This window comes from Duganella sp. (assembly GCF_039595735.1).
GTDB lineage: Bacteria > Pseudomonadota > Gammaproteobacteria > Burkholderiales > Burkholderiaceae_D > Rugamonas.
Genome location: NZ_JBCNLB010000011.1, coordinates 1 through 21,400, shown reverse-complemented (window position 1 = coordinate 21,400; position 21,400 = coordinate 1). Strand labels below are relative to the sequence as shown.

The window sequence follows — 21,400 nt, the reverse complement described above, 5'->3', positions numbered from 1 at the left end:
CGATCAGCGCAGGCTGACAGTGGTGCTGGCGCCATCGGCCGGCAGCGAGACGCGCGCATCGTCAAAGCGTGGTGCACCGCGCTTGCCCATGGCATTATTGCTGAAGGCATAGTCCTCGGTCGGCATACCCACCGGGTTGCGATCCAGCTTGCCATTGCCGTTGGCGTCGTGATACAGCGCGAAAGCATAATCGCCGGGCGGCAGGTCGGATGCCACCAGTTGCACGCTGCCGGCGTGCGCAGGTACGGCCAGCGCGCGTACCGGCTTGGTCGGGAAGGTGTCCGCCGAGTTGTAGATGGCGACCATCACCTGGCCTTCGGCGCTGGCGATGCCCTCCACGTTGATGGTCAGGTCGGCGGCAAACACCGGCGCGGCGGCGGCAAACAGTGCGGTGAGTATCAATTTGGACATGCTGAACTCCTGGGTGGATAAAGTGTGATGCCACTTTATCCAGCTCCACGCAAGCCCGCGCGGCCTTGCGACGAAGTGCGGCTAAACGGCGCGAACTGCGTTCCAGTGGCGCGAAATGGTATCCAGCATCTGCTCGACATCCACCGGTTTGGCGATGAAATCGTCCATGCCGGCCGCAATGCACTGATCCTGCTCGGATTGCATCACGCCCGCCGTCATGGCCAATATCGGCAGTTTAAGACCCAGCTCAACGCGTATCCTGCGGGTGGCTTCAAAGCCGTCCATCACCGGCATCTGCACGTCCATCAGCACGATGTCGTAATCGGACGACTGTTCGCGCAGGCGCTCCAGCGCCAATTGGCCGTTCTCCGCCACCACCACGCTGGCGCCGGCATGTTCCAGCATGCCACGCGCTACCACTTGGTTGAGCGGATGATCTTCCACCAGCAGCAGGCGCAGTCCCTGCAGGCGCGGCGCATCCGCCGCCGGTTCCTGCGCGGCCGGTGTGGGCGGCGGCGCAATCGGTTCCTGCGGCTGCTCCAGCAGCCAGCCCTGCGTCGGCGCGTTATGCCACACCGGCTGCTCCACCACCGCATCCGCGGCAGCGACGGCAAACGGCAGCGTCACCAGAAACTCGCTGCCGGCGCCCTGCATGCTGCGCACCGAGATATCGCCGCCCATCAGCTCCGCCAGCCGGCGGCAGATCGCCAGTCCCAGGCCGGTGCCGCCAAAGCGGCGCGTGGTCGAGGCGTCGGCCTGGCTGAAGGCGGAGAACAGGCGGCTCTGCTGCTCGCTGTCCATGCCAATGCCGGTATCGCGCACCGAGAAGCGCAGATTGACCGCGCTGCCCTGCCCCACATCGTCCTGCGGCAGCGACACCCGCACCGTCACGCCGCCACGCTCGGTAAATTTGATGGCATTGCCAACCAGATTAATCAGGATCTGCTGCAGCCGCATGGCATCGCCGATCAGCACCTGCGGCACCTGCGGGTCGGCGCCGATGGAGAGACTGATGCCGCGCATGCTGGCATTCGGCGTCATCACGTTTGCCACCGAGTCCAGCAGCTCGCGCGGACGGAACGCCGCCGGCGCCAGCTCCATGCGGCCGGCCTCGATCTTGGAAAAGTCCAGCACATCGTTCAGTATCCCCAGCAGCACCTGGCCGGAGGACCGTATCATGCCGACGTATTCCTGCTGCGTTTCATTCAGTGGGGTGTTCTCCAGCAGATAGGCCACGCCCAGCACCGCGTTCATCGGCGTGCGGATCTCGTGGCTCATATTCGCCACAAATTCGCTCTTGGCGCGGCTGGCCGCTTCGGCGCGCTGCTCGCTGTTCTTGCGGTCCGTGATATTCATCGCGGTCAGATAGAAACCCGACACCTTGCCGTCGGCGCCCACATCCGGCACCAGGTCCACCAGAAAGTGGTGCACACCGTCTGCTCCCTGGTAGTCACGTTCGTAATGCAAGCGACGGCCCTCCAGCGCGCTGCGCAAGTCGTTCAGCCAGGGTTCCGCGGCCGGGCCAAAGACTTCGCTGACGGTCTTGCCCAGCATGGCCTGCGGGTCCAGCCCCCATTGCGTGCGGTAATGGGCGTTGGCGAAACGGTAGCGCAGATCGCGGTCGATATAGGCGATCAGCAGCGGCAGCGTATCGGCCAGCACGCGCGCGCGGCGCTCGCTTTCGCTGGAGCGCAGCAGCGCCGCATCGCGCCCGGCCTTCTGGCGGGCATTGCTGACCAGGGAAAACAGGCCGGCCAATGCTGCGAATACCACCGACAAGGCGACAATCAAGGCATCGTTGAACGGCAGGGACAAGATAAGCTCGCTATGAAACAGGATGTCAAAATATAACCTGTCAGCGACATGAATGCCAAACCATTATGACTATAATTACGCTATAGTGACTCATCGTTGACAAACCCAAGACTCTGCCATGCGCGCGTTGACGCTTCTCACGCTGTGCTATGCCCTGATCGCCCACGCCAGCCTGCAGCTGGCGTTTGCCCACACCAACGCGACGCCGGTCTGGCCACCGTCCGGCATTGCCTTTGCGGCGCTGCTGCTGATGGGCTATCGCGCCTGGCCTGCCGTGTTCCTCGGCGCGCTGATCGCCAATGTCACCACCTTCCTCGGCAACGACCTGCCATTGAGCGGCAACGTCAGTCTGGCTTCGCTGCTGATCGCCAGCGGCAATACGCTGGAAGCGCTGACCGGCGTGTGGCTGGTGCGGCGCTATTTCGACATCAAGCAGCCCATGGGCCAGCAGCAGAACGTCTACAAGTTCGCGCTGGTGGCCATGGCCATGTGCACCGTCAGCGCCGGTGTCGGCAGCACCACGCTGGTGCTTCTCGGCCTGGCGCCAGCCGCCGCCTACAACACCATCGCGCTGACCTGGTGGGTCGGCGATACCACCGGCGTGCTGCTGGTCGGTCCTGCCATTCTGGTGTGGTGTCTGCGCCGTCGGCCGCAGTGGAACTGGCGCATGGCGCTGGAAATTGCGTTGTCGCTGCTGTTGCTGTTGCTGCTGTCGCTGGTCGTATTCGGCCGCCGCTATTCCTACGACGACGGTCTGGGATGGCTGCCCTATCTGTTCGTGCTGGCGATCGCCTGGTCTTCGCATCGCCATGGCCTGCGCGGCGCCAGCATGGTCTGCATCATCGCGGCCGGCAGCGCGGTGTTCGGCACCATCAACGGGCGCGGTCCGTTCGCCGTCGGCACCCTGAATGACGCGCTGATTTCGCTCTCCACCTTCATCATGCTGTGCAGCCTGATCGCCATGGTGCTGTGCGCGGATGCCAACGAACGCAAGCGCGCCGGCGACGCGGCCAGCTACAGCGCCGCGCAATGGGGCACACTGCTGATCGGCGTCGGCCTGACGGTGGCGGTGTGGCACCTGCTGGCCGCCAGCACCGAACGCCGCGCCCAGGAGCAGTTCGACGCCGAGTGCGCGGACATCGCCAAGCGTATCAGCCGCCGCATGACGCTGTACGAATCGGGCCTGCGCGGTGCCCAGGCCCTGTTCAAGGCGCAGCAGGATCCCAGCCGCGACCAGTGGCGCGATTTCACCGAGGGCATGGACCTGCACAACAACTTCCCCGGCGTGATGGGACTTGGTTACGCCATTTTCCTGCACGCGGAGCAGCGCGGCGCCATGGAAAAAGACCTGCGCTACCAAGGGTATGAGGACTTCCGCATCTGGAACAATAAGCACGACGCGAAGGACTTCGGCATGTCCGCGGTGGTGACATACCTGGAGCCATTCGCCGGCCGCAACCTGCGCGCCTTCGGCTACGACATGATGTCCGAACCGACCCGCCGCGTGGCGTTGCTGCAGGCCGGCCGCAGCGGCGTGCCGGCCATGACCGCCAAGGTGGTGCTGGTGCAGGATGAATTGAAGGCTGGCCTGCCGGGTTTTCTGATCTATTTTCCGATCTACCGCAAACAGGCGCTCCTGACGCAGCACGCCACGCCCGAGCAGCGCATGGCGGCATTGCAGGGCTTTGCCTATAGTCCGATTCGCGCCGACGAATTGATGCAGGACTTGCTCGGCCCGGCCGACCGTACGGTGCGGCTGGAGATTTTCGATGGCGCCACGCCCGCCCCGGCAGCACTGTTGTACACCAGCGACCGCGAGCCGGCCGATCCGCGCCTGTACCCGAATCCCTATCTGCGCACCATGCCGCTGGAACTGCTGCATCATCAGTGGACGCTGCGCTTCGCGTCGCAGCCGGCGTTTGAAAATGCCATCGACCGGCAAAAATCCCACATCGTGCTGCTGGCCGGCGTGATTATCAGCCTGCTGTTCTTTGGCGTGGTGCGTGCGCTGACCGCGCGCCAGGCCTACGCCACCGCGCTGGCACGCCAGATGACCGGCGCCCTGCGCCAGTCGGAAAGTTCGCTGATCGCGGCGCGCGACCAGGCCGAGGCGGCCAGCCGTGCCAAGAGCGAGTTCGTGGCCAATATGAGCCATGAAATCCGCACGCCGCTGAACGCGGTGCTGGGCATGACGCACCTGCTCAGCAATACCTCGCTGTCGGCCGAGCAGCAGAAGTATGTGGAGATGATACGTTCATCGGGCAATTCCCTGCTGAGCATCCTGAACGACGTGCTGGATTTTTCCAAGATCGAGGCGGGCCGCATGGAGCTGGCGCCAGCGCCATTCCAGTTGTCGGCCATGCTGGAAGCGATCGCCACCATCATGACCGTCAACGCCGGCGAGAAGGACCTGGAGCTGGCCATCGGCGTGGAGCCCGGCGTGCCGCAGGCATTGATTGGCGACGGCCACCGCTTGCAGCAGGTGCTGATCAACCTGGTCGGCAATGCCATCAAGTTCACCGAGAAAGGCGCGGTATCGGTACTGGTGGAGCTGGAGGCGGCGCCGGCCACGCTGCGCTTTACGGTGCGCGATAGCGGCATCGGCATTCCACCCGAGCGGCTGACGCAGTTGTTCGCGCCATTCTCCCAGGCCGACGCTTCGATGACGCGCCGCTTTGGCGGCACCGGGCTGGGATTGGCGATTTCGCGCCGCATCGCCGCGCTGATGGGCGGCGCCATCGACGTGCGCAGCACGCCCGGCGTCGGCAGCGAATTCATACTCAGCGTGCCGTTGCAACTGAATGCGGACAGCGCGCCGGCCATCGGTCCGGTGCAGCATCTGCTGGTGATCGACGACGATCAGACCAGCGCCGACTACCTGTGCCGCAGCATTCATGCGCGCGGCTGGACCTGCGACAGCGCCAACGGCGGCGAACAGGGCCTGGCGCGGCTGCGCAACCCGGCGGTGCATTACGACGCCGTGCTGGTGGACTGGGACATGCCGGGCATGAACGGCCTGGCCACCATGCAGGCGATACGCGGCGACGCCGCTATTCGCCGGCTGCCGGTAATCCTGATGATCAGCGCCTTCGGCCAGGGCAAGCTGCTGCATACCGATGGCGCGCAGACTGCGGACGCGGTGCTGCTCAAGCCTGTCACCGGCACCCGCCTGGCCGAAACGCTGCAACAGGCGCAGGCCAGCGCGCGCGACACGGAGGGCGCGCCGGCCGATGTGAACACCGACAGCGGCGGCCAGCGGCTGGACGGCGTGCGCCTGCTGCTGGTGGAAGACAATCCGGTCAACCAGCTGGTGGCCACCAGCATGCTGACCCACGCCGGCGCGGTGATCGAGGCGGTCGACAACGGCCGCGAAGCCGTCGAGCGCCTGCGCACCGACGCCCACCGCTACGACCTGGTGCTGATGGACGTGCAGATGCCGGAGATGGACGGCTTTGAAGCCACCACCAGAATCCGCACCGAACTGGGGCTGCATCTGCCGGTGCTGGCCATGACCGCCGGCGTGATGGCGTCCGAGCGCGAACATTGCCTCGCCTGCGGCATGAACGATTTCATCGCCAAACCGATCGACGTCGAGGAAATGCTGCGCGTGATCGCCCGCAATCTCCCTCCTGCCCTGAAGACCGCGGCCGGCCGCTAAAGCGCCTGCCGGTTGAACACAACGCGGATTTAATGTAGTATTTCAAATGAATCTTTAAGGAGCCATCATGTCGCCGCTGCCATTGAACCCCGACTCAATCACCACGCTGGTCCATGCATTTTATGACGACGTCCGCGCCGATCCGGAACTGGGGCCGGTGTTCGACCTGGCCATCGGCCGCAACTGGACGTCTCACCTGGCGCGCATGGTGGACTTCTGGAGCACCGTCATGCTGGGCCAGCGCGGCTTCCAGGGCAATGTCTACGGCAAGCACATGGCGCTGAGCGGCATCACGCCCGAGCACTTCCGGCGCTGGCTGCAACTGTTCCGCGCCACCACCAGGCGCCTGTTCGGCCCCGCCGATGCCGCCGAATTCGAGACCGTGGCCTGCCGCATCGCCGCCAGCCTGCAGTATGGCTTCTTCGGCGAAGTAAAAGCCGCTTGACCATCAGGAGCATGTCATGAAAAGCATTCCCGCCAGCGCCGCCCACTACAAAAGCACGGCGGTCTTCACCCAGGACAGCACGCCGGCTGCTCTCCAGCGTGGCCACACTACCGCCGCCGGCGTGTGGGGCCGCATTCACATCCTCGAAGGCAGCCTGCTGTACCGCATTACCGATGCCCGTGTGGCGCCGGAAGAAGTGCTGCTCACTCCAGGCCACGATGGCGTGGTCGAACCGCAGATCGAACACGAAGTCCAGTTGGTCGGTCCGGTACGTTTTCAAGTGGACTTTCACCGTTAATCTGGCGGTGGAAGACCGCATCCTGTACCCGGCGCTGGAGGCCAGCGCCAACAAGACGCTGGCTGGCAGCTATCTGAACTTTGCCGCCAAATGGAATACCCCGCGCCTGCTGGAAGCCGAACCGGAGACTTTCCGCGATGAAGCCAACCAGGTGCTCAAGGCACTGTATGAACGCATGCAGCGCGAAGACCGCGAATTCTATCCCGCAATCGAGGCGCTCTGACGGCGGGCTGTCGCTAAAACTGTGTCATGAGCGCCTGCCAGCGTATTTGGCCGATACGCTCAATGCCCTTTAGGTAAGCTTGCCGTTTGCATCACAGCTCATCTCCCATCGTTGCCGTCTCACAACGGAATTGTGACATTTCCGGGGAAAACGCCGATACTGGCACTGCCGTACTACAACGATAACCACGGAGGGGAGACACGATGAAACAACCCAAGCTCGCCATCACCACTTTAGCGATCCTCAGTACGCTCAGCATGACCGCCCATGCGCAGGACGGCATGCCCATCACTGTCAGCGGCTTCGGCACCGGCGCCCTGACCATGACCAACACCGACCAGGCGGAATTCAACCGCACCAACCAGGCGGCCGGCGTCGGCAAGGATGCCCGGCCCGGCGTCGATTCCAACCTCGGCCTGCAAGCCACTGCCAAATACAGCGATACCCTGTCCTTCACCGTGCAGGGACTGGTGCGCAAGAACGGCAACAACGACCAGTTCGGCGCCGAACTGGCCTGGGCCTTTGCCAAGATCCGCCTCAACGATGAATTCTCGCTGCGCCTCGGCCGCATCGGCCTGCCGGTTTACATGATTTCCGACGTCCGCAACGTCGGCTATGCCAACACCATGCTGCGTCCGCCCAACGAGGTGTACCGCCAGGTCACGGTCGACAACGCCGACGGTGCCGACATCATCTACCAGCACAGCTTTGGCGACAGCACCGTGACCGCACAAGCCGCGGTGGGCCGCAGCAAGGTGCGCGCGCCCGGCAACTACTACATTGAATTCAAACCGGTGATTTCGACCCAGGTGGTGCTGGAAAACGGTCCGTTCACCTATCGCCTTGGCCATTCGCGCGCCACCTTCGGCCTGTACGAAAACGCCAGCCTGAATACGCTGGTGGCAACCGCCCGCGCGGCCGGCCTGAGCAGCGTGCTGGCCGAACTGCCGCTGACCGACGTGAAAGGCACGTTCAACTCGGCCGGCATCTCGATGGACTACAACAACATCATCGGCCAGGCCGAATACGCCAAGCGCAAGACCGATACCCGCCTGGTGCAGGACACCAGCTCCTGGTACATCATGCTGGGCTACCGCTACGGCAAGTTCGTGCCCTACTACATGCATGGCGACGTCAGGCAGGACAGCCGCCGCAGTTTCTCCACCCTGCCCACCAGCGGACCGCTGGCGCCGCTCAGCGCCGCCATCAACGGCGCGGTCAAGGGCGGCCTGCAGTCGACCAATGCGATCGGCCTGCGCTGGGACTTCTACAAGTCCGCCGCGCTCAAGATCCAGATGGACCGCATCAAGACGCGCGAAGGCAACGGCTACTTCGTCAACGCCAAACCCGGTTTCGCCGGCAGCAGCGTGAATGTGTATGCCGCCGCGATCGATTTCGTCTTCTAAGGAGAACGCCATGCACAACCTTATCGGCAAGCTGCTGCTGGCGGCCGGCGTATGGCTGGCCGCGGCCCCCGTCCTTGCGGCGGAAATCGTCGTCATCGTCAATCCCAAGAACCCGGCCACGCGCATGTTCAGCGAACAGGCAGCCCAGTTCTTCCTCGGCAAGTCGACGCTGTTCACGCCGGTCGAGCATACCGACGGCGCGCTGCGCAACGAGTTCTACAAGAAGGTGCTGGACAAAGATGCCACCCAGGTCAAGGCCATCTGGTCCAAGCTGGTGTTCACCGGCAAAGCCAGCGCGCCCAAGGAATATGGCTCCAGCGCGGAAGTGAAGAAAGCGGTGGCGGCCGACACCAGCGCCATCGGCTACATCGAGAAGTCGGCGGTGGACGACAGCGTCAAAGTCATCCTCACCGTGCAGTAAGCGCGCTAGCCTTCGACCACGATGGCGGGCCGCAGCCGCTTGCGCGAATGGCGCGCATGCGGCACCCAGGCGTGGGTTTGCCAGCGCCGCCACATGATGAGGCCACGGATCCACTCGTCGGCGGCGTAGGCGGCCCATACGCCTGGCAGTCCCCAGCCCAGCACCACGCCCAGCAGCCAGCTGCCGCCGGCCAGCACGAACAGCATCGAGAACGCGCCCGCCATCACCGGGAAACGCGCATCGCCGGCCGCGCGCAGCGCATTGATCACCACCAGGTTGAAGGTGCGGCCCGGCTCCAGCACCACGGTAATCCACAGCAGCGTGGCGCCGGCCGCGAGAATCTCGTGATCCTGGGTGAACCAGCCCAGCAGCCAGCGCCCGCACAGCGCCGCGGCGGCGGCAATCAGCACGCACACCACCAGCCCGCGCGCCAGCGAACGCCTGACCACCCGGTGTGCCTCGCGCAGCTGGCCGGCGCCGATCAGATAGCCGACCACGATTTCCACCGCCAGCCCGGTGGCGATGCTGAACATCATTACCCCGCCCATCAGCTGCAGCACGTAGGCCTGGGTGGCCAGCGCCTTGGCGCCCAGTTCCGCCGCCGTCGCCACGCTGACCATGAAGGCCAGACGCCAGGCGATGTTTTCGGCGGCGCCGGGCAGGCCGATATGCAGCACGGCCGCCAGCTCACGGCGCGGCAGGCGCCACCAGTCCTGGCGTGCCACCGTGATGTGCAAATGCTCGCGCCACATCAGCAGGTGCAGCGCCAGGCCCACCATGCGGCTGACGGTCAGGGCAATGGCAAAGCCGGGCAAGCCCAGTGCCGGCAGCGGCCCCCAGCCGTACATCAACGGCAGCGCCAGCAGCAGATGGGTGACGTGCATGATGATCAGCACCACCAGCGTGTCGCGCGTGCGCAGGTGGGCGCGCATGACGCCGGCCATGGAAGCATTCCAGGCGTCGAACAGCATGGCCGGCCCCAGCGTCACCAAAAATGGGGCCGCCAGCGGGAACACTTCGGCCGGGGTATTCAGCAGATGCAGCAAGGGCGTGGCGCCCAGCATGGCGATTAAACCGGTGGCGGCGCCCAGCCAGGTGCTGGCGCCGACCACCGCGCGCGCCACCTTGTTGGCCGCCTCGCGCTGGCCGCCGCCGAGATTTTGGGTGACCACCACGCTGACGCCGGCGCCGATAATCCGGAACAGGATGAACAAGGCCGCCGACACCTGGCTGGCAATGGCAAACGCACCGCCGGCCTGGTCTGAAATGCGCGCGGCCAGCGCCGTGCCCACCACGCTGGCCACGATCGCCAGCCCCAGCTCGACCAGCAGCGGCCACGCTAGGTTGAACATGGGCGGCGTGCGGATCGGCGTTCTGGAGGCGGACATGATGATTGGAATAAAGTATTGCTGCTTACTCTACCATGCGGAAGCGCTTCCAATCGTATTATTTGCAAAATCTATCACACCCCTTACTTGTCGCCAGCCAACAACGATCCCTGTCCGATTTAGTTTCCGATTTAGCAAAGACTCGACTTATACTATGAAAGCATCATCACGGCGCTGTCCGCCTGCCGGTGCAGTAACGTTAGCATGATGAAAAAGATAATAATTGCCCTGTTTGCCGCCGCTGTGCAGCTCATCTTGGCCGGCGCCGCGCAAGCGACCGGTTCGGTGCTGCAGTTCAGCGCCGCCGGCGCCGCTGCCGCCGAGACCGGCATGCTGATCGAACCGCTGGACGTGGTGACCATCCCCGCTCCACTGCGTCCGGACGTGCGCCCGGTCACGCTGGCGCAACTGGAAGACCAGTTGCGCCGCCCCGAGGTGCAGGCCTCGCTCAACAAAGGCAGCATCGCGGTGGTGTATCCGAATGTGGAAGAGCCGTTCCGCTCCGCCTTTCTGGCCATGATCCAGGGTATCGAAGACCGCATCAAGCTCAAAGTGCGCAGCTATCCGGTCGATCCCAAGGTCGATACCGCCGAACTGAATAACATCCTCAAGCGCAGCGGCACCAAGGTGGTGATCGCGCTGGGCCGCCAGGGCCTGAACGCCACCGCCGGCTTTGACCGCGAAATCTCGGTGCTGGCCGGCGGCGTGCTGCTGTTGTCGGAATCCGAGAACGTGATGGGCATCAGCATGACGCCCGATCCGGCCATGCTGTTCTCGCGCCTGCGCGTGCTGCTGCCGGAGCTGCGCCGCATCGTGGTGGTGTACAACCCGGCCAAATCCGACTGGCTGATCAAGCTGGCGCGCGAAGCGGCGCGGGCGCAGAACCTGGAACTGTCGGCCCACGTGGCGACCGATCTGGCCAGCGCCGCCAAGCTGTATAACCAGCTGATTGCCAGCGCCGACAACCGCCACGACGCCGTCTGGCTGCCGCACGACAGCACCACCGTCGAGGAAAGCACCATCCTGCCGCTGGTGCTGCGCGAGTCGTGGAACAGCAACCTGCCGCTATTCTCCAGCAATGTGCTGCACGTGAAAAAAGGCGCCCTGTTTGCCATGGTGCCGGACAACGTGGAACTGGGCCGCACCCTGGCCGCGTCGGCCATGGGCGTGATCGCCGGCGAGGTGCGGCGCCGCCCGCTGGTGCCGCTGCGCGAACTGCAAACCGCGATCAATCTGCGTACCGCCAGCCATATCGGTCTTAATCTGGGCGCGTTGCAGCAGCGCAGCTTCGATTTCGTGTATCCACAACCCTGAGCCCGATGAATATGATCCGTCAATTCCTGCGCCGCACCGGATTTCAGCGACAGCTCACCATCATCGTTTCTGCCGCGATTCTCGGGCTGGCGGTGTTCTCGGCCCTGATGAACGCATGGGCCGCCAACTCGCGCATGCGCGACCACTTTGTCGACCAGGGCCAGCGCATTGCCGACAGCCTGGCGCGTCAAAGCACGCTGGCGCTGCTGTTCCACTCGCCGGAAAACGCGCGCGACGTGGTCAACGCCACGCTGGCCTTCCCGGACGTGGCCGGCCTGCAGATCATGGATGCGCGCCGCGCGGTGCTGCTGTCGCGCGCGCAGGGCGGCGCCAGGCTCGATCCGGCCATCTTCAACCGGGTGCCGGCGTCGCTGGCCGGCATGGCCGGCGAAACCGCGGACGGCTGGGTGTTCGCGGCGCCGGTGTACGGCGGCCAGGCGGAAGCGTCGCCGTTTGAACTGCAGGAGCATCAACAGCAGCTGCTGGGCTATGTGCACGTGCAGCTGTCCAAGGCCACGCTGAACAAGCTGACCTGGTCGCTATTGCTGGGCAACCTGGGCCTGACGCTGTCGTTTGCCGTCATCCTGCTGGTGCTGGCGCGCCTGCTCACGCGCCATATGCTCAATCCCCTCAATGCGCTTTCGCGCCTGATGCGGCGCGCGGAAGCCGGCGAATCCGGCATGCGCGCCACGCCGGCCGGCCCGCGCGACCTGATCGAGATGGGCCAGGCTTTCAACCAGATGATGAATGTGCTGGAACAGCGCGAGGCGGAGCTGAAGGAATCGCGCGACGCCGCCGTCAACATGGCGCAGATGAAGGCGCAGTTTGCGGCCACCGTCAGCCACGAAGTGCGCACCCCGCTCAATGGCGTGGTCGGCATGCTGGACATGCTGAAGGAAACCCGCCTGACCCAACGCCAGCAGGAGTTTGTCGACGTCGCGTGGAATTCCTCGCGCACCCTGATCGCGCTGATCAACAACATCCTGGACTTCTCCAAAATGGAAGCCGGCAAGCTGACGCTGGAAGAAGCGGAGTTCAGCCTGGCGGCACTGCTGTCGGAGGTAACGGAACTGGTCGCCCGTCCGGCGCAGCAGAAAGGCGTGGGCGTCAGCTGGCTGGTGGCCGACGGCGTGCCGGACTGCGTGATCGGCGACTCGCTGCGGCTGCGCCAGATCCTCATCAACCTGACCGGCAACGCAGTCAAGTTCACCGAGCGCGGCGAAGTGGTCATCAGCGTCAGCGCGATGACGGCCGAGCCGCTGGTACTTGAATTTGAAGTGCGCGACAGCGGCGTCGGCATGAGCGAGGAAGTGCAGCGCCGCCTGTTCGAAGCGTATATGCAGTCCGACCCCAGCACCACCCGCCGCTACGGCGGCACCGGGCTGGGTCTGGCCATCTGCAAGCAGCTGGTGGAACTGCTGGGCGGCGAGATCAGCGTGCGCAGCGTGGCCGGCAGCGGCACCACCTTTACCTTCTCGGTGCCGTCGCGCCGCGCGCCGGTGCAGCCGGCGCAGGTGGCAGCTGCCACCGTGCCGCATGCGCCGCCGCGCGCCCTGCCCGCGCGCCAGTACCGCGTGCTGATCGCGGAAGACAACCGCACCAATCAGATGGTGGCCGCCGGCATGCTGACCATGAACGGCTGCGTATGCGAGTTTGCCGCCGACGGCCTGGAGGCCGTGCGCGCCGCCCAGCGCGACCGCTTTGACCTGATCCTGATGGACTGCAGCATGCCCGAGATGGACGGTTACGAAGCCACCGCCCACATCCGCCTGGCCGAGCAGGCGCTGGGCCGCCGCACGCCGCTGATCGCCATGACCGCCAACACCCAGATCGGCGATGCGGAAAAGTGCCTGGCCGCCGGCATGGACGATTATCTGGCCAAGCCCATCACCCTGGTCGAACTGCGCCACAAGCTGGAAAAGTGGCTGCCGCAGGGTGGCCCCGGCGGCGTGGCCGGCGCGCCGGCGCCAACCTCGCTCACCGTCACGCCGCCGGCGCGCCGGGCGGCGGGGCCGGCGCCGCTGGACCTGGACATCTTCGACAAGCTGCGCGAAGTGCTGGGCGGCTCGCTGCCGCATGCCGTCACACCGTATCTGGAAGACACGCCGATCTGCCTCGACGAACTGGCGCAGGCGGTGCGCAACGGCGACATGGACACCGCCCGCAACCGCGCCCACGCGCTCAAGGGCTCGTCCGGCAATTTCGGCGCCGACGCTCTGGCGCAACTGGCGCTGCAGGCGGAACAGCTGGCGGCGGCCGGCCAGCCGGAGCGCATCCTGCCGCTGCTGGCGCCACTGAACGATCAATATCAGGCCGTTGCCGCCTTCCTGCGCGCGGAACTGAGCTACACCGAACCGGACGACCTGCACCTGAACGACGACACGCCGCAAGTGCTGGTGGTGGACGACGACCGCAGCACCCGCAGCACGCTGCGCCATACCCTGCAGCGCGACGGCTTCCGCGTGGAGGAAGCCTCGGACGGCCAGCAGGCCTTGTCGATGCTGAGCCGCTTCCAGCCGGACGTGATCCTGATGGACGCCATGATGCCGGTGATGGACGGCTTCACCGCCTGCGCGCGCATGCAGGAACTGCCCAACGGCGCCGACATCCCGGTGCTGATGATCACCGCGCTGCAGGACAACTCCTCGGTGGAGCGCGCGTTTGCCGCCGGCGCCAGCGACTACATCCCCAAGCCGATCCACTACGCCGTGCTGTCGCAGCGCGTGCGCCGCATCATCGAGGCCAATCGCGCCGAGAAGCGCATCCGCCACCTGGCCTACAACGACGTGCTGACCAACCTGCCCAACCGCACCCTGTTCTTTGAACTGCTGGGCAAGAGCATCGACCACGCGCGCAGCGCCGGCCAGCAGGTGGCGGTGCTGTTCATGGATCTGGACCGCTTCAAATACGTCAACGACAATCTCGGCCACGCCATTGGCGACCGCCTGCTGCAGGCGGTGGCGCAGCGCGTGCGACAGACCGTGCGTTTGGCCGACTCGGTGGCGCGCCTGGGCGGTGACGAATTCACCGTGGTCCTGAATGAACTGGACAGCCCGGCCGCCGCCGCCACCGCGGCCCACAACATCGTACGTGCGCTGTCCGCGCCCTTCCCGATCGACGGCCACGACATCTTCGTCACCGCCAGCGTCGGCATCGCCATGTTCCCGCATGACGGCAGCGACGTCGCCAACCTGGTCAAGCATGCCGACAGCGCCATGTACCGCGCCAAGCGCACCAACACCGGCTTCCAGTTCTACGAGTCGTCGATGGAACACTCCATCTCCGAACACGTGCGGCTGGAGAGCGACCTGCGGCGCGCCATGGAACAACAGCAGCAGCTGGAAGTGTTCTACCAGCCGCAGGCCTGCCTGAACAGCGGCCGCATCGTCGGCATGGAAGCCTTGGTGCGCTGGCGCCATCCGGTGCGCGGCATGATACCGCCGGCCGATTTCATCCCGCTGGCCGAGGAAACCGGCATCATCAACCAGCTGGGCGACTGGGTGCTGCGCACCGCCTGCGCCCAGCTGCAGCAGTTCATCCGCGCCGGCCTGCCGGAGATGCGCGTGGCGGTCAACCTGTCGGTACGCCAGCTGCTGCAAAAAGACTTCGCCGCCTCGGTGGAGGCGGTGCTGGGCGACACCAGCCTGCCGCCGCACCTGCTGGAGCTGGAAATCACCGAAAGCACGCTGATGGAAAACGCGCAGGACACGCTGGCCGCGCTGCACCGCCTGCGCGAGCTGGGCGTGCGCCTGTCGATCGACGACTTCGGCACCGGCTACTCGTCGCTGTCCTACCTGAAGCGCTTCCCGGTCGACATCATCAAGATCGACCGCTCCTTCGTGCAGGATCTGCCGCAGGATCCGGACGACGGCGCCATCGTCAGCGCCATCATCGCGCTGGCGCACAGCCTGCGTCTGGAAGTGGTGGCGGAAGGCGTGGAAACCGATGCCCAACTGGCCTACCTTGCGGGCCGCGAATGTGATCTGATGCAAGGCTACCACCTCAGTCCCGCCATCCCCGCCGATCAATTCGAGGAGCTGGCGCGACGTTTGATGAAAAAAACAAATACGGAGTCAGCATCTTGAAGAAGTCGGGCGCCCAACGGCTGTGCGTAGCAGCGGCACTCACCCTCCCATTGATGGCCGCGCAGGCCACGCCGGTCGCGGATGACGATGAACTGGCGCTGGTGTACGGCGCCGGCGACAGCGTCAGCATCGCCACCGGCAATCTGCAAGCGCTGCGCCGCGCACCGGCGGTGGCCTCGGTCATCACGGCGGCCGACATCGCCGCCATGGGCGCCACCGACCTCGATCAGATCCTGGAAAGCGTGGCCGGCATCCACGTCAACCGCACACCCAACAGCTATTCGCCGCTGTACGTGGTGCGCGGCATCGTCAGCGCCTACACGCCGCAGATTCTGATGCTGCAAAACGGCGTCCCGATCACCACCGCCTACGTCGGCAACAAGGGCAATGTGTGGGGCGGCTACCCGGTCGAACATATTGCGCGCATCGAAATCATCCGCGGCCCCGGCTCGGCGCTGTACGGATCGGATGCCTACTCCGGCGTAATCAACATCATCACCAAGGGCGCCAACGAAACCGCGGGCACCGAGATCGGCGTGCGCGCCGGCTCCTTCAGCACCTACGACGCCTGGGTGCAGCACGGCGGCAAAGTCGGCGCGCTGGACGTGGCGGCCTATCTGCGCGTCGGCAGCACCGACGGCTTCCACCGCACCATCGAAGCCGATGCGCAAAGCCGCAACGACACCTTGTTCCGCACCCATGCTTCGCTGGCGCCGGGCCAGCTGAATAACCAGTTGAAGGCCATCGATGCCAATCTGGACCTGGCCTACGGCCAATGGCGCGCGCGCTTCGGCTACAAACGCCGGTTCGACATGGGCAGCGGCGCCGGCATCGCCTCGGCGCTGGATCCGGTCGGCCGCCAGCAAAGCGACCGCGCCACCGCCAGCCTGACCTGGGCCGAACCGCAAGTGACGCGCGACCTGGGGCTGGGCACAAGTCTCAGCGCACAGTCCTATGTGCAGGAGATATCGACCTTGTACCGGCTGCTGCCCCCAGGCACGGTGCTGCCGACCGGTGTGTTCCCGGACGGGATGATCGCCGCGCCAAACACATGGGAACGCGCTTACCGCTTCTCCGCATATGCGGACTACAGCGGCGTGCGCGCCCACCATCTGCGGCTGGGCGTGGGGCACGACGACATCGACCTGTATCGCACCCGCGAATACCGCAACTTCAACTACACCGCCAACGGCACGCCGATTCCGCTGCCGTCGGTGGTGGAAACCACGTACACCACGCCGTTCCTGCGCCCGCAGCGGCGCCAGATCGATTACGTCTACCTGCAGGACGAATGGAATTTCGCCACCGACTGGATGCTGACAGCAGGCGTGCGTCACGACCAGTACTCGGACTTTGGCGGCACCACCAACCCGCGTACGGCGCTGGTATGGGATGCCAGCTTCGACCTCACCGTCAAGCTGCTGTACGGGCGCGCCTTCCGCGCCCCGGCCTTCGCGGAAAGCTATGGCATCACCAACCCGGTGGCGCTGGGGAATCCCAACCTCAAACCGGAGCGCAACACCACCACCGAACTGTCGTTCGCGTGGCAGGCCAATACCGATGCAACGGTCAACCTGACCTTGTATCGCTACCACATGAAAGACATCATCCGCACCGTGGCAAATGCACTGGCGGGCACCGGCGCCACTTACGCCAACACCGGCAATCAGAACGGCCATGGTGTGGAGGTGGAATCAGCCTGGACGGTAAACCGCGACCTGCGCCTGACCGGCAACTATGCGTGGCAGCGCTCCATCGACGAAACCACCCACACCGACGCCGGCTACGCGCCGCGCCAGCATTTGTATGGGCGCGCCGACTGGGCTTTCGCCAGCGGCTACCAATCGGGCGCGCAAGTCAACTGGGTGGCGGGCCGCAAGCGCGCCGTGGGCGACCTGCGTCCCGCGCCGCGCGACTACACCACGCTGGACCTGACGGCCGGCACGCGCAATGGGCGCAACCAATGGAACTACACACTGGCGCTGCGCAATGTCTTCAACGCCGACGTGCGCGAACCGAGTCCGGCGCCCGGCCTCACCCTGCCGTACGACCTGCCCATGGCACCGCGGGCGATATCGCTGCAGGCATCGATCCAGACCCGCTAGGTTGAAAATGCATCGGCCGGACTGACTCACGCGCGGCATCGGCTACGCCATCGCTGCGCGTGACAGGCGGCGTGGTCGACACCATCGCCTGACAAATCAGTCGAGGAAATCCGAGTATTCCTTGTGCGCGTAGCCTTTCAGCTGTTGCCAGGGCAGCTCGCGCGTCAGGCCGGGCTGCACGCTCAACTCCATGCGATTGAAGAAAGTGGCGGCCTTGTCGCCGCTCTCAATCACCAGCGGAATCTGGCGCTGATCGTCCCACAGCACACGCTCGAACAAACCTTTCTCTTCACGCTCGCGCCAGCGGGCGCCGGGCACGGACGAGGCGCGAGCGGACAGCGGCATCGCCTTCAGGCGCTTGCTGTCCAGCAGATAGTAGGCGTGGTCCCAGGAGCCGTCGAAACTGATGTTGTCGTATTCCGCCGGCGGCACCGACACCACCTCCTTCGCATGCGCATCGAAGAATTCCACGCGCGGCTTGCCGTTTTCAAGCATCACATGGCGCGGCAGCACCACGTGATTGAAATGCTTGTGCGGGCCGGCCTTGTGATCGTTCTCCGCATGCGCGGGCAGCACGCGCGCATTCCACACATGGCCGGCGCGGCGCAGCATCCTTTCCTCGTAACGCGCTTCCCGCGTCACGCCCTCCGCCGTGACCACCTTGCTGTAATAGGCGATCTTCACATCGAGGTCAGTCGCGGCGGCGGAAGCGGCCACGGACAGCGCGGCCATCAACAGATACAAACGTTTCATCAGAATCCAAAGGCAGATTTCAACAGGCCGAATACCTTGGTGTTATCCAGCGTGCCCTTGAAGCTCTTGGCGCCAGCACCGGTGGCAAACAGCTTCACATCGCCGCCGCCGTGGGTTTCACTGGCCAGACGCACGCCAGTCTCCTGCAGATAGTTATCGGCCAATACCGTCGCGCTGTCGAGATTTGCGCGCGTGTTCGGACGATTCGGACCGTTGCCAAACACCAGCGTGGTGTAGGTATTGCCATCGGCATCCTTGCTCGGCTGGTTATCGCGATAACCGCGATTGATGTCGAGGATAGGATTGCCCTTCTTGCCGTAGCCATTGAAAGCCAGCGTGTGGTCATGGTCAGCGGTCACCACGATCAGCGTATTGGCCAGCGTAGGATCGGTAGCCTTGGCCTTGTCCAGCGCCGCCTTGATGGCGTCGTCAAAGGCGATGGTATCGGTCAGCGCGCGCTTGGCGTTGGTGCCGTGCAGCGCGTGGTCGATACGGCCGCCTTCCACCATCAGGAAGTAACCATCCTTGTTGGCCGACAGCAGATCCATGGCCTTGACCGTCATCTCGGCCAGGCTAGGCTGATTGGCGCCCTCGCCCACTGGCGGCGTGGCGGTGCGGTCCAGCTCATATTCCAGGTGGCTCTTGCTGCTGTACAGGCCAATGAACTTCTTGCCGGCGGAAGCGGCGTTCATCTCGGCCTTGGTCGAGGCCACGACATAGCCTTTGGCGGCCAGTTCGGTCAGCAGATTGCGGCCATCGGCACGGCCGGCGGTGTTGGTGGCGCTGTAGGGCGTAAAGTGATTGCGGCCGCCGCCCATCAGCACATCCACGCCGTCGCCCAGCGCAGTGTTATAACCAGCGCCGCCCGGCACCACCTGTGCGGCAATCGCGTATTGCGCGTTGCGGTTGCAGATGTGCGAGAAGGTCGATGCCGGGGTGGCGTGCGTCAGTTCCGTGGTGGTGATGGCGCCGACGGCTTTACCTTTGGCCTTGGCCAGTTCCAGAATCGTGACAGCGGCGGTGCCATTGCTGGCCGCGCAGTTGTTGATGCCCAGGTTGCCGTTGGCGTCCTTGCCGGGATTGGTGGCCACGGTTTCGGACGACATCGAGATCACCTCGTTGTTCATCTTCACACCGGTCATGTAAGCGGCCATCGATGGCGCGCTGTCCGTGGTTTGCGCGTCGTTCGAATAAGTCTTAATGCGTGCCGTGCGTTCCAGCGTGTCCATGGTCAGACTGCCGGCCTCACCGTACTTGTAAATGCGCGAAGCGGTGATGGTGGATGGGCCCATGCCGTCGCCCAGGAAGAAGATGATGTTCTTGGCCTCACCTGCCGCGTGGGCGGCCTGGGCGAAAGTCAGCGTCAGCGCGGCTGCGATAAAAGTGCGTTTCATGTACGATATTCCGATCTCAAATGATTTACAGGCCAGCTGCGCTCTTCACCAGGTTGAACACCTTGGTGTTGTCGATGGTGCCATTGAAGGTATCCGCGCCCTTGCCGATAGCGCCGAGGAAAACGTCGGTGCCGCCGTGGGTTTCAGAACCGACGCCCATGCGCACCACGGCCTCCTGATGGTAGGTATTCCCGCTGGTGACGGTATCGTCCAGCGACGCCTGGCTGGCGCGGCTGGCCTGCACGCGATTCTCGCCGTTGCCGAAGCCGATGATCGAGTACGGGGCGCCGTCCAGATCTTTGTCCACCGCGCCGGTGACATAGTTCTTCACCACGCCCAGCACGCCGGCGTTGGCGGCGGTGGTCTTGCCGGTGCGCTTGGCGTAGCCGTTCAGGACCAGCGTGTGATCGTGGTCGGCGGTGACCACGATCAGCGTGTTGGCCAGGGTTGGATCGGTCAACTTGGCCTTGGCGATGGCAGCCTTGATGGCGTTATCGAAAGCGACGGTGTCCTGCAGCGCCTTCTTGGCGGTGGTTTCGTGCAGCGCGTGGTCGATGCGGCCGCCCTCCACCATCAGGAAGTAACCCTTGCTGTTGCGGGCCAGGACATCCATGGCCTTGGTGGTCATCTCGGCCAGGCTGGGCTCCTTGGCCGGATCGCGGTCGAGGTCATAGCTCATATGGCTGGAGGTGAACAGGCCGAGCAGCTTGTCGGTCTTGGTGCCGTCAATGGCATTGAACTCGGTGGCGTTGCTGGCGTAGGCGTAGTTCCTGGCCTTCAGTTCAGCGATCAGATCGCGGCCGTCGGCGCGCTTGCCGCCGTCCTTGACTGGCTTGAAGAACTGGCTGCCGCCGCCCATCAGCACATCCAGGCCGGTGGTGCCGAGCGCGCTGTTATAGCCGGTGCCGCCTGGCACTGCGGCTGCGGCGATATCGTTCTCCAGATCGCGGTGGCAGATATGCGCATAGGTGGCGGCTGGGGTGGCGTGGGTCACGCGCGCGGTGCTGACCACACCGGCCGACAGGCCGGCGGCCTTGGCCAGTTCCAGCAGCGTGGCGGCGGCGGTGCCGTTATTGGCGCCGCAGTTATTGCCCAGCTTATTGCCGGCCGCATCGGCGATCGGATCGACAGCCACCGTGTTTTGCGACATCGAGATCACCTCATTGTTCATCTTCACGCCGGTCATGTAAGCGGCCATGGACGGTGCGCTATCGGTCACCTGGGCGTCGTTGGAGAAAGTCTTGACGAATGCGGTTTCCGGCAGCGTATCCATGGTCAGCTCGCCATCCTCGCCGACGGCATAGATACGGGCGGCGGTCATGGTAGTCAGGCCCATGCCATCACCGAGAAAGAAAATCACATTCTTCGGCGCGGCGGCCACTGGCGTGGTGGGGAGAGTCTGGTCAGGCGCGTTATCGCTGCTGCAGGCGACCAGGAAAGCGGCACTCAATGCAGCGACCAAAAGAGACTTACAATTCATAGCGTCAATCCGGCTTATTAGAAAGGCTTGCAAGATAGCAAACGTTTATGACCGGCCTATGACGAAATCCGTGCCAGAGTCGGGGTCAGATACCGTCTTGAATAGCAAGGCCTTTTGACAGGTAATTGGGATCAAAAGGCTTGCCGGTATGGATCACGCCATAAATGAGGTGTGCGAGTTTATGCATGACGGCGCTGATCACGG

At 64.6% G+C, this 21,400-nt stretch carries 15 protein-coding genes; 9 read left to right on the top strand and 6 right to left on the bottom strand.

The genetic code is table 11. The features are described 5' to 3' along the window. Nucleotides 1-3 precede the first annotated feature (3 nt). Both ABDW57_RS18175 and ABDW57_RS18170 read right to left on the bottom strand, forming a co-directional pair. Complete coding sequence (locus tag ABDW57_RS18175; protein WP_343731582.1) at nt 4-411, bottom strand: DUF2141 domain-containing protein; 408 nt, start codon at nt 409-411, stop codon at nt 4-6. A gap of 81 nt (nt 412-492) precedes the next feature. Then, nucleotides 493-2,226, bottom strand: coding sequence for an ATP-binding protein (locus ABDW57_RS18170; protein WP_343731581.1), 1,734 nt, complete (start codon nt 2,224-2,226; stop codon nt 493-495). Between the two features lie 118 nt (nt 2,227-2,344). Between ABDW57_RS18170 and ABDW57_RS18165 the strand changes: the two genes are divergently transcribed. The 6 genes from ABDW57_RS18165 to ABDW57_RS18140 all read left to right on the top strand — a co-directional run bounded on the left by ABDW57_RS18165 (nt 2,345) and on the right by ABDW57_RS18140 (nt 8,677). Continuing rightward, nucleotides 2,345-5,884: a CHASE domain-containing protein gene (locus ABDW57_RS18165; RefSeq protein ID WP_343731580.1), complete on the top strand. Its 3,540-nt coding sequence runs from the start codon at nt 2,345-2,347 to the stop codon at nt 5,882-5,884. A 67-nt stretch (nt 5,885-5,951) separates the two neighbouring features. Continuing rightward, a complete protein-coding gene (locus ABDW57_RS18160) occupies nt 5,952-6,329 on the top strand; it encodes a group III truncated hemoglobin (RefSeq protein ID WP_343731579.1) in 378 nt (125 codons plus the stop codon). A 16-nt stretch (nt 6,330-6,345) separates the two neighbouring features. Further along, a complete protein-coding gene (locus tag ABDW57_RS18155; RefSeq protein WP_343731578.1) occupies nt 6,346-6,627 on the top strand; it encodes a DUF1971 domain-containing protein in 282 nt (93 codons plus the stop codon). Nucleotides 6,628-6,634: 7 nt separating this feature from the next. Further along, entirely contained in the window at nt 6,635-6,850 is a 216-nt protein-coding gene (locus tag ABDW57_RS18150) for a hypothetical protein (protein WP_343731577.1), read from the top strand. Between the two features lie 203 nt (nt 6,851-7,053). Continuing rightward, nucleotides 7,054-8,256, top strand: a complete 1,203-nt coding sequence (locus tag ABDW57_RS18145; protein WP_343731576.1) for a hypothetical protein — start codon at nt 7,054-7,056, stop codon at nt 8,254-8,256. A 10-nt stretch (nt 8,257-8,266) separates the two neighbouring features. Further along, on the top strand, nt 8,267-8,677 hold the full coding sequence (locus tag ABDW57_RS18140; RefSeq protein WP_343731575.1) for a hypothetical protein: 411 nt from the start codon (nt 8,267-8,269) through the stop codon (nt 8,675-8,677). A gap of 5 nt (nt 8,678-8,682) precedes the next feature. Here the strand turns inward: ABDW57_RS18140 and ABDW57_RS18135 are convergent, their stop codons facing one another. Further along, a complete protein-coding gene (locus tag ABDW57_RS18135; RefSeq protein WP_343731574.1) occupies nt 8,683-10,065 on the bottom strand; it encodes an MATE family efflux transporter in 1,383 nt (460 codons plus the stop codon). A 204-nt stretch (nt 10,066-10,269) separates the two neighbouring features. Between ABDW57_RS18135 and ABDW57_RS18130 the strand changes: the two genes are divergently transcribed. Genes ABDW57_RS18130 through ABDW57_RS18120 form a run of 3 tightly spaced genes read left to right on the top strand, consistent with a single transcriptional unit; the run spans nt 10,270 to nt 17,569 of the window. Further along, nucleotides 10,270-11,379, top strand: a complete 1,110-nt coding sequence (locus tag ABDW57_RS18130) for an ABC transporter substrate binding protein (RefSeq protein WP_343731573.1) — start codon at nt 10,270-10,272, stop codon at nt 11,377-11,379. Between the two features lie 11 nt (nt 11,380-11,390). Then, nucleotides 11,391-15,464 carry an EAL domain-containing protein gene (locus ABDW57_RS18125; protein WP_343731572.1) on the top strand — a complete coding sequence of 1,358 codons (4,074 nt, stop codon included), beginning with the start codon at nt 11,391-11,393 and terminating at the stop codon, nt 15,462-15,464. After that, nucleotides 15,461-17,569: a TonB-dependent receptor gene (locus ABDW57_RS18120; RefSeq protein ID WP_343731571.1), complete on the top strand. Its 2,109-nt coding sequence runs from the start codon at nt 15,461-15,463 to the stop codon at nt 17,567-17,569. Before ABDW57_RS18125 ends, ABDW57_RS18120 begins: the two co-directional genes overlap by 4 nt. A 96-nt stretch (nt 17,570-17,665) precedes the next feature. On the opposite strand, the gene ABDW57_RS18115 is transcribed toward ABDW57_RS18120, so the two are convergent. The 3 genes from ABDW57_RS18115 to ABDW57_RS18105 are packed head-to-tail and all read right to left on the bottom strand — an operon-like array spanning nt 17,666 to nt 21,196. Then, nucleotides 17,666-18,322, bottom strand: a complete 657-nt coding sequence (locus tag ABDW57_RS18115; protein ID WP_343731570.1) for a hypothetical protein — start codon at nt 18,320-18,322, stop codon at nt 17,666-17,668. Beyond that, nucleotides 18,322-19,716: an alkaline phosphatase gene (locus tag ABDW57_RS18110; protein WP_343731569.1), complete on the bottom strand. Its 1,395-nt coding sequence runs from the start codon at nt 19,714-19,716 to the stop codon at nt 18,322-18,324. Before ABDW57_RS18110 ends, ABDW57_RS18115 begins: the two co-directional genes overlap by 1 nt. A 25-nt stretch (nt 19,717-19,741) precedes the next feature. Next, a complete protein-coding gene (locus ABDW57_RS18105) occupies nt 19,742-21,196 on the bottom strand; it encodes an alkaline phosphatase (protein WP_343731568.1) in 1,455 nt (484 codons plus the stop codon). Nucleotides 21,197-21,400: the final 204 nt, after the last annotated feature.

Bases quoted from the DNA above. Each gene is read 5' to 3' on its own strand.
- ABDW57_RS18165 (WP_343731580.1), top strand. From the start codon at position 2,345: ATGCGCGCGTTGACGCTTCTCACGCTGTGCTATGCCCTGATCGCCCAC.
- ABDW57_RS18160 (WP_343731579.1), top strand. From the start codon at position 5,952: ATGTCGCCGCTGCCATTGAACCCCGACTCAATCACCACGCTGGTCCAT.
- ABDW57_RS18115 (WP_343731570.1), bottom strand. From the start codon at position 18,322: ATGAAACGTTTGTATCTGTTGATGGCCGCGCTGTCCGTGGCCGCTTCC.
- ABDW57_RS18135 (WP_343731574.1), bottom strand. From the start codon at position 10,065: ATGTCCGCCTCCAGAACGCCGATCCGCACGCCGCCCATGTTCAACCTA.
- ABDW57_RS18105 (WP_343731568.1), bottom strand. From the start codon at position 21,196: ATGAATTGTAAGTCTCTTTTGGTCGCTGCATTGAGTGCCGCTTTCCTG.
- ABDW57_RS18130 (WP_343731573.1), top strand. From the start codon at position 10,270: ATGATGAAAAAGATAATAATTGCCCTGTTTGCCGCCGCTGTGCAGCTC.
- ABDW57_RS18145 (WP_343731576.1), top strand. From the start codon at position 7,054: ATGAAACAACCCAAGCTCGCCATCACCACTTTAGCGATCCTCAGTACG.
- ABDW57_RS18125 (WP_343731572.1), top strand. From the start codon at position 11,391: ATGATCCGTCAATTCCTGCGCCGCACCGGATTTCAGCGACAGCTCACC.
- ABDW57_RS18110 (WP_343731569.1), bottom strand. From the start codon at position 19,716: ATGAAACGCACTTTTATCGCAGCCGCGCTGACGCTGACTTTCGCCCAG.
- ABDW57_RS18175 (WP_343731582.1), bottom strand. From the start codon at position 411: ATGTCCAAATTGATACTCACCGCACTGTTTGCCGCCGCCGCGCCGGTG.
- ABDW57_RS18155 (WP_343731578.1), top strand. From the start codon at position 6,346: ATGAAAAGCATTCCCGCCAGCGCCGCCCACTACAAAAGCACGGCGGTC.
- ABDW57_RS18140 (WP_343731575.1), top strand. From the start codon at position 8,267: ATGCACAACCTTATCGGCAAGCTGCTGCTGGCGGCCGGCGTATGGCTG.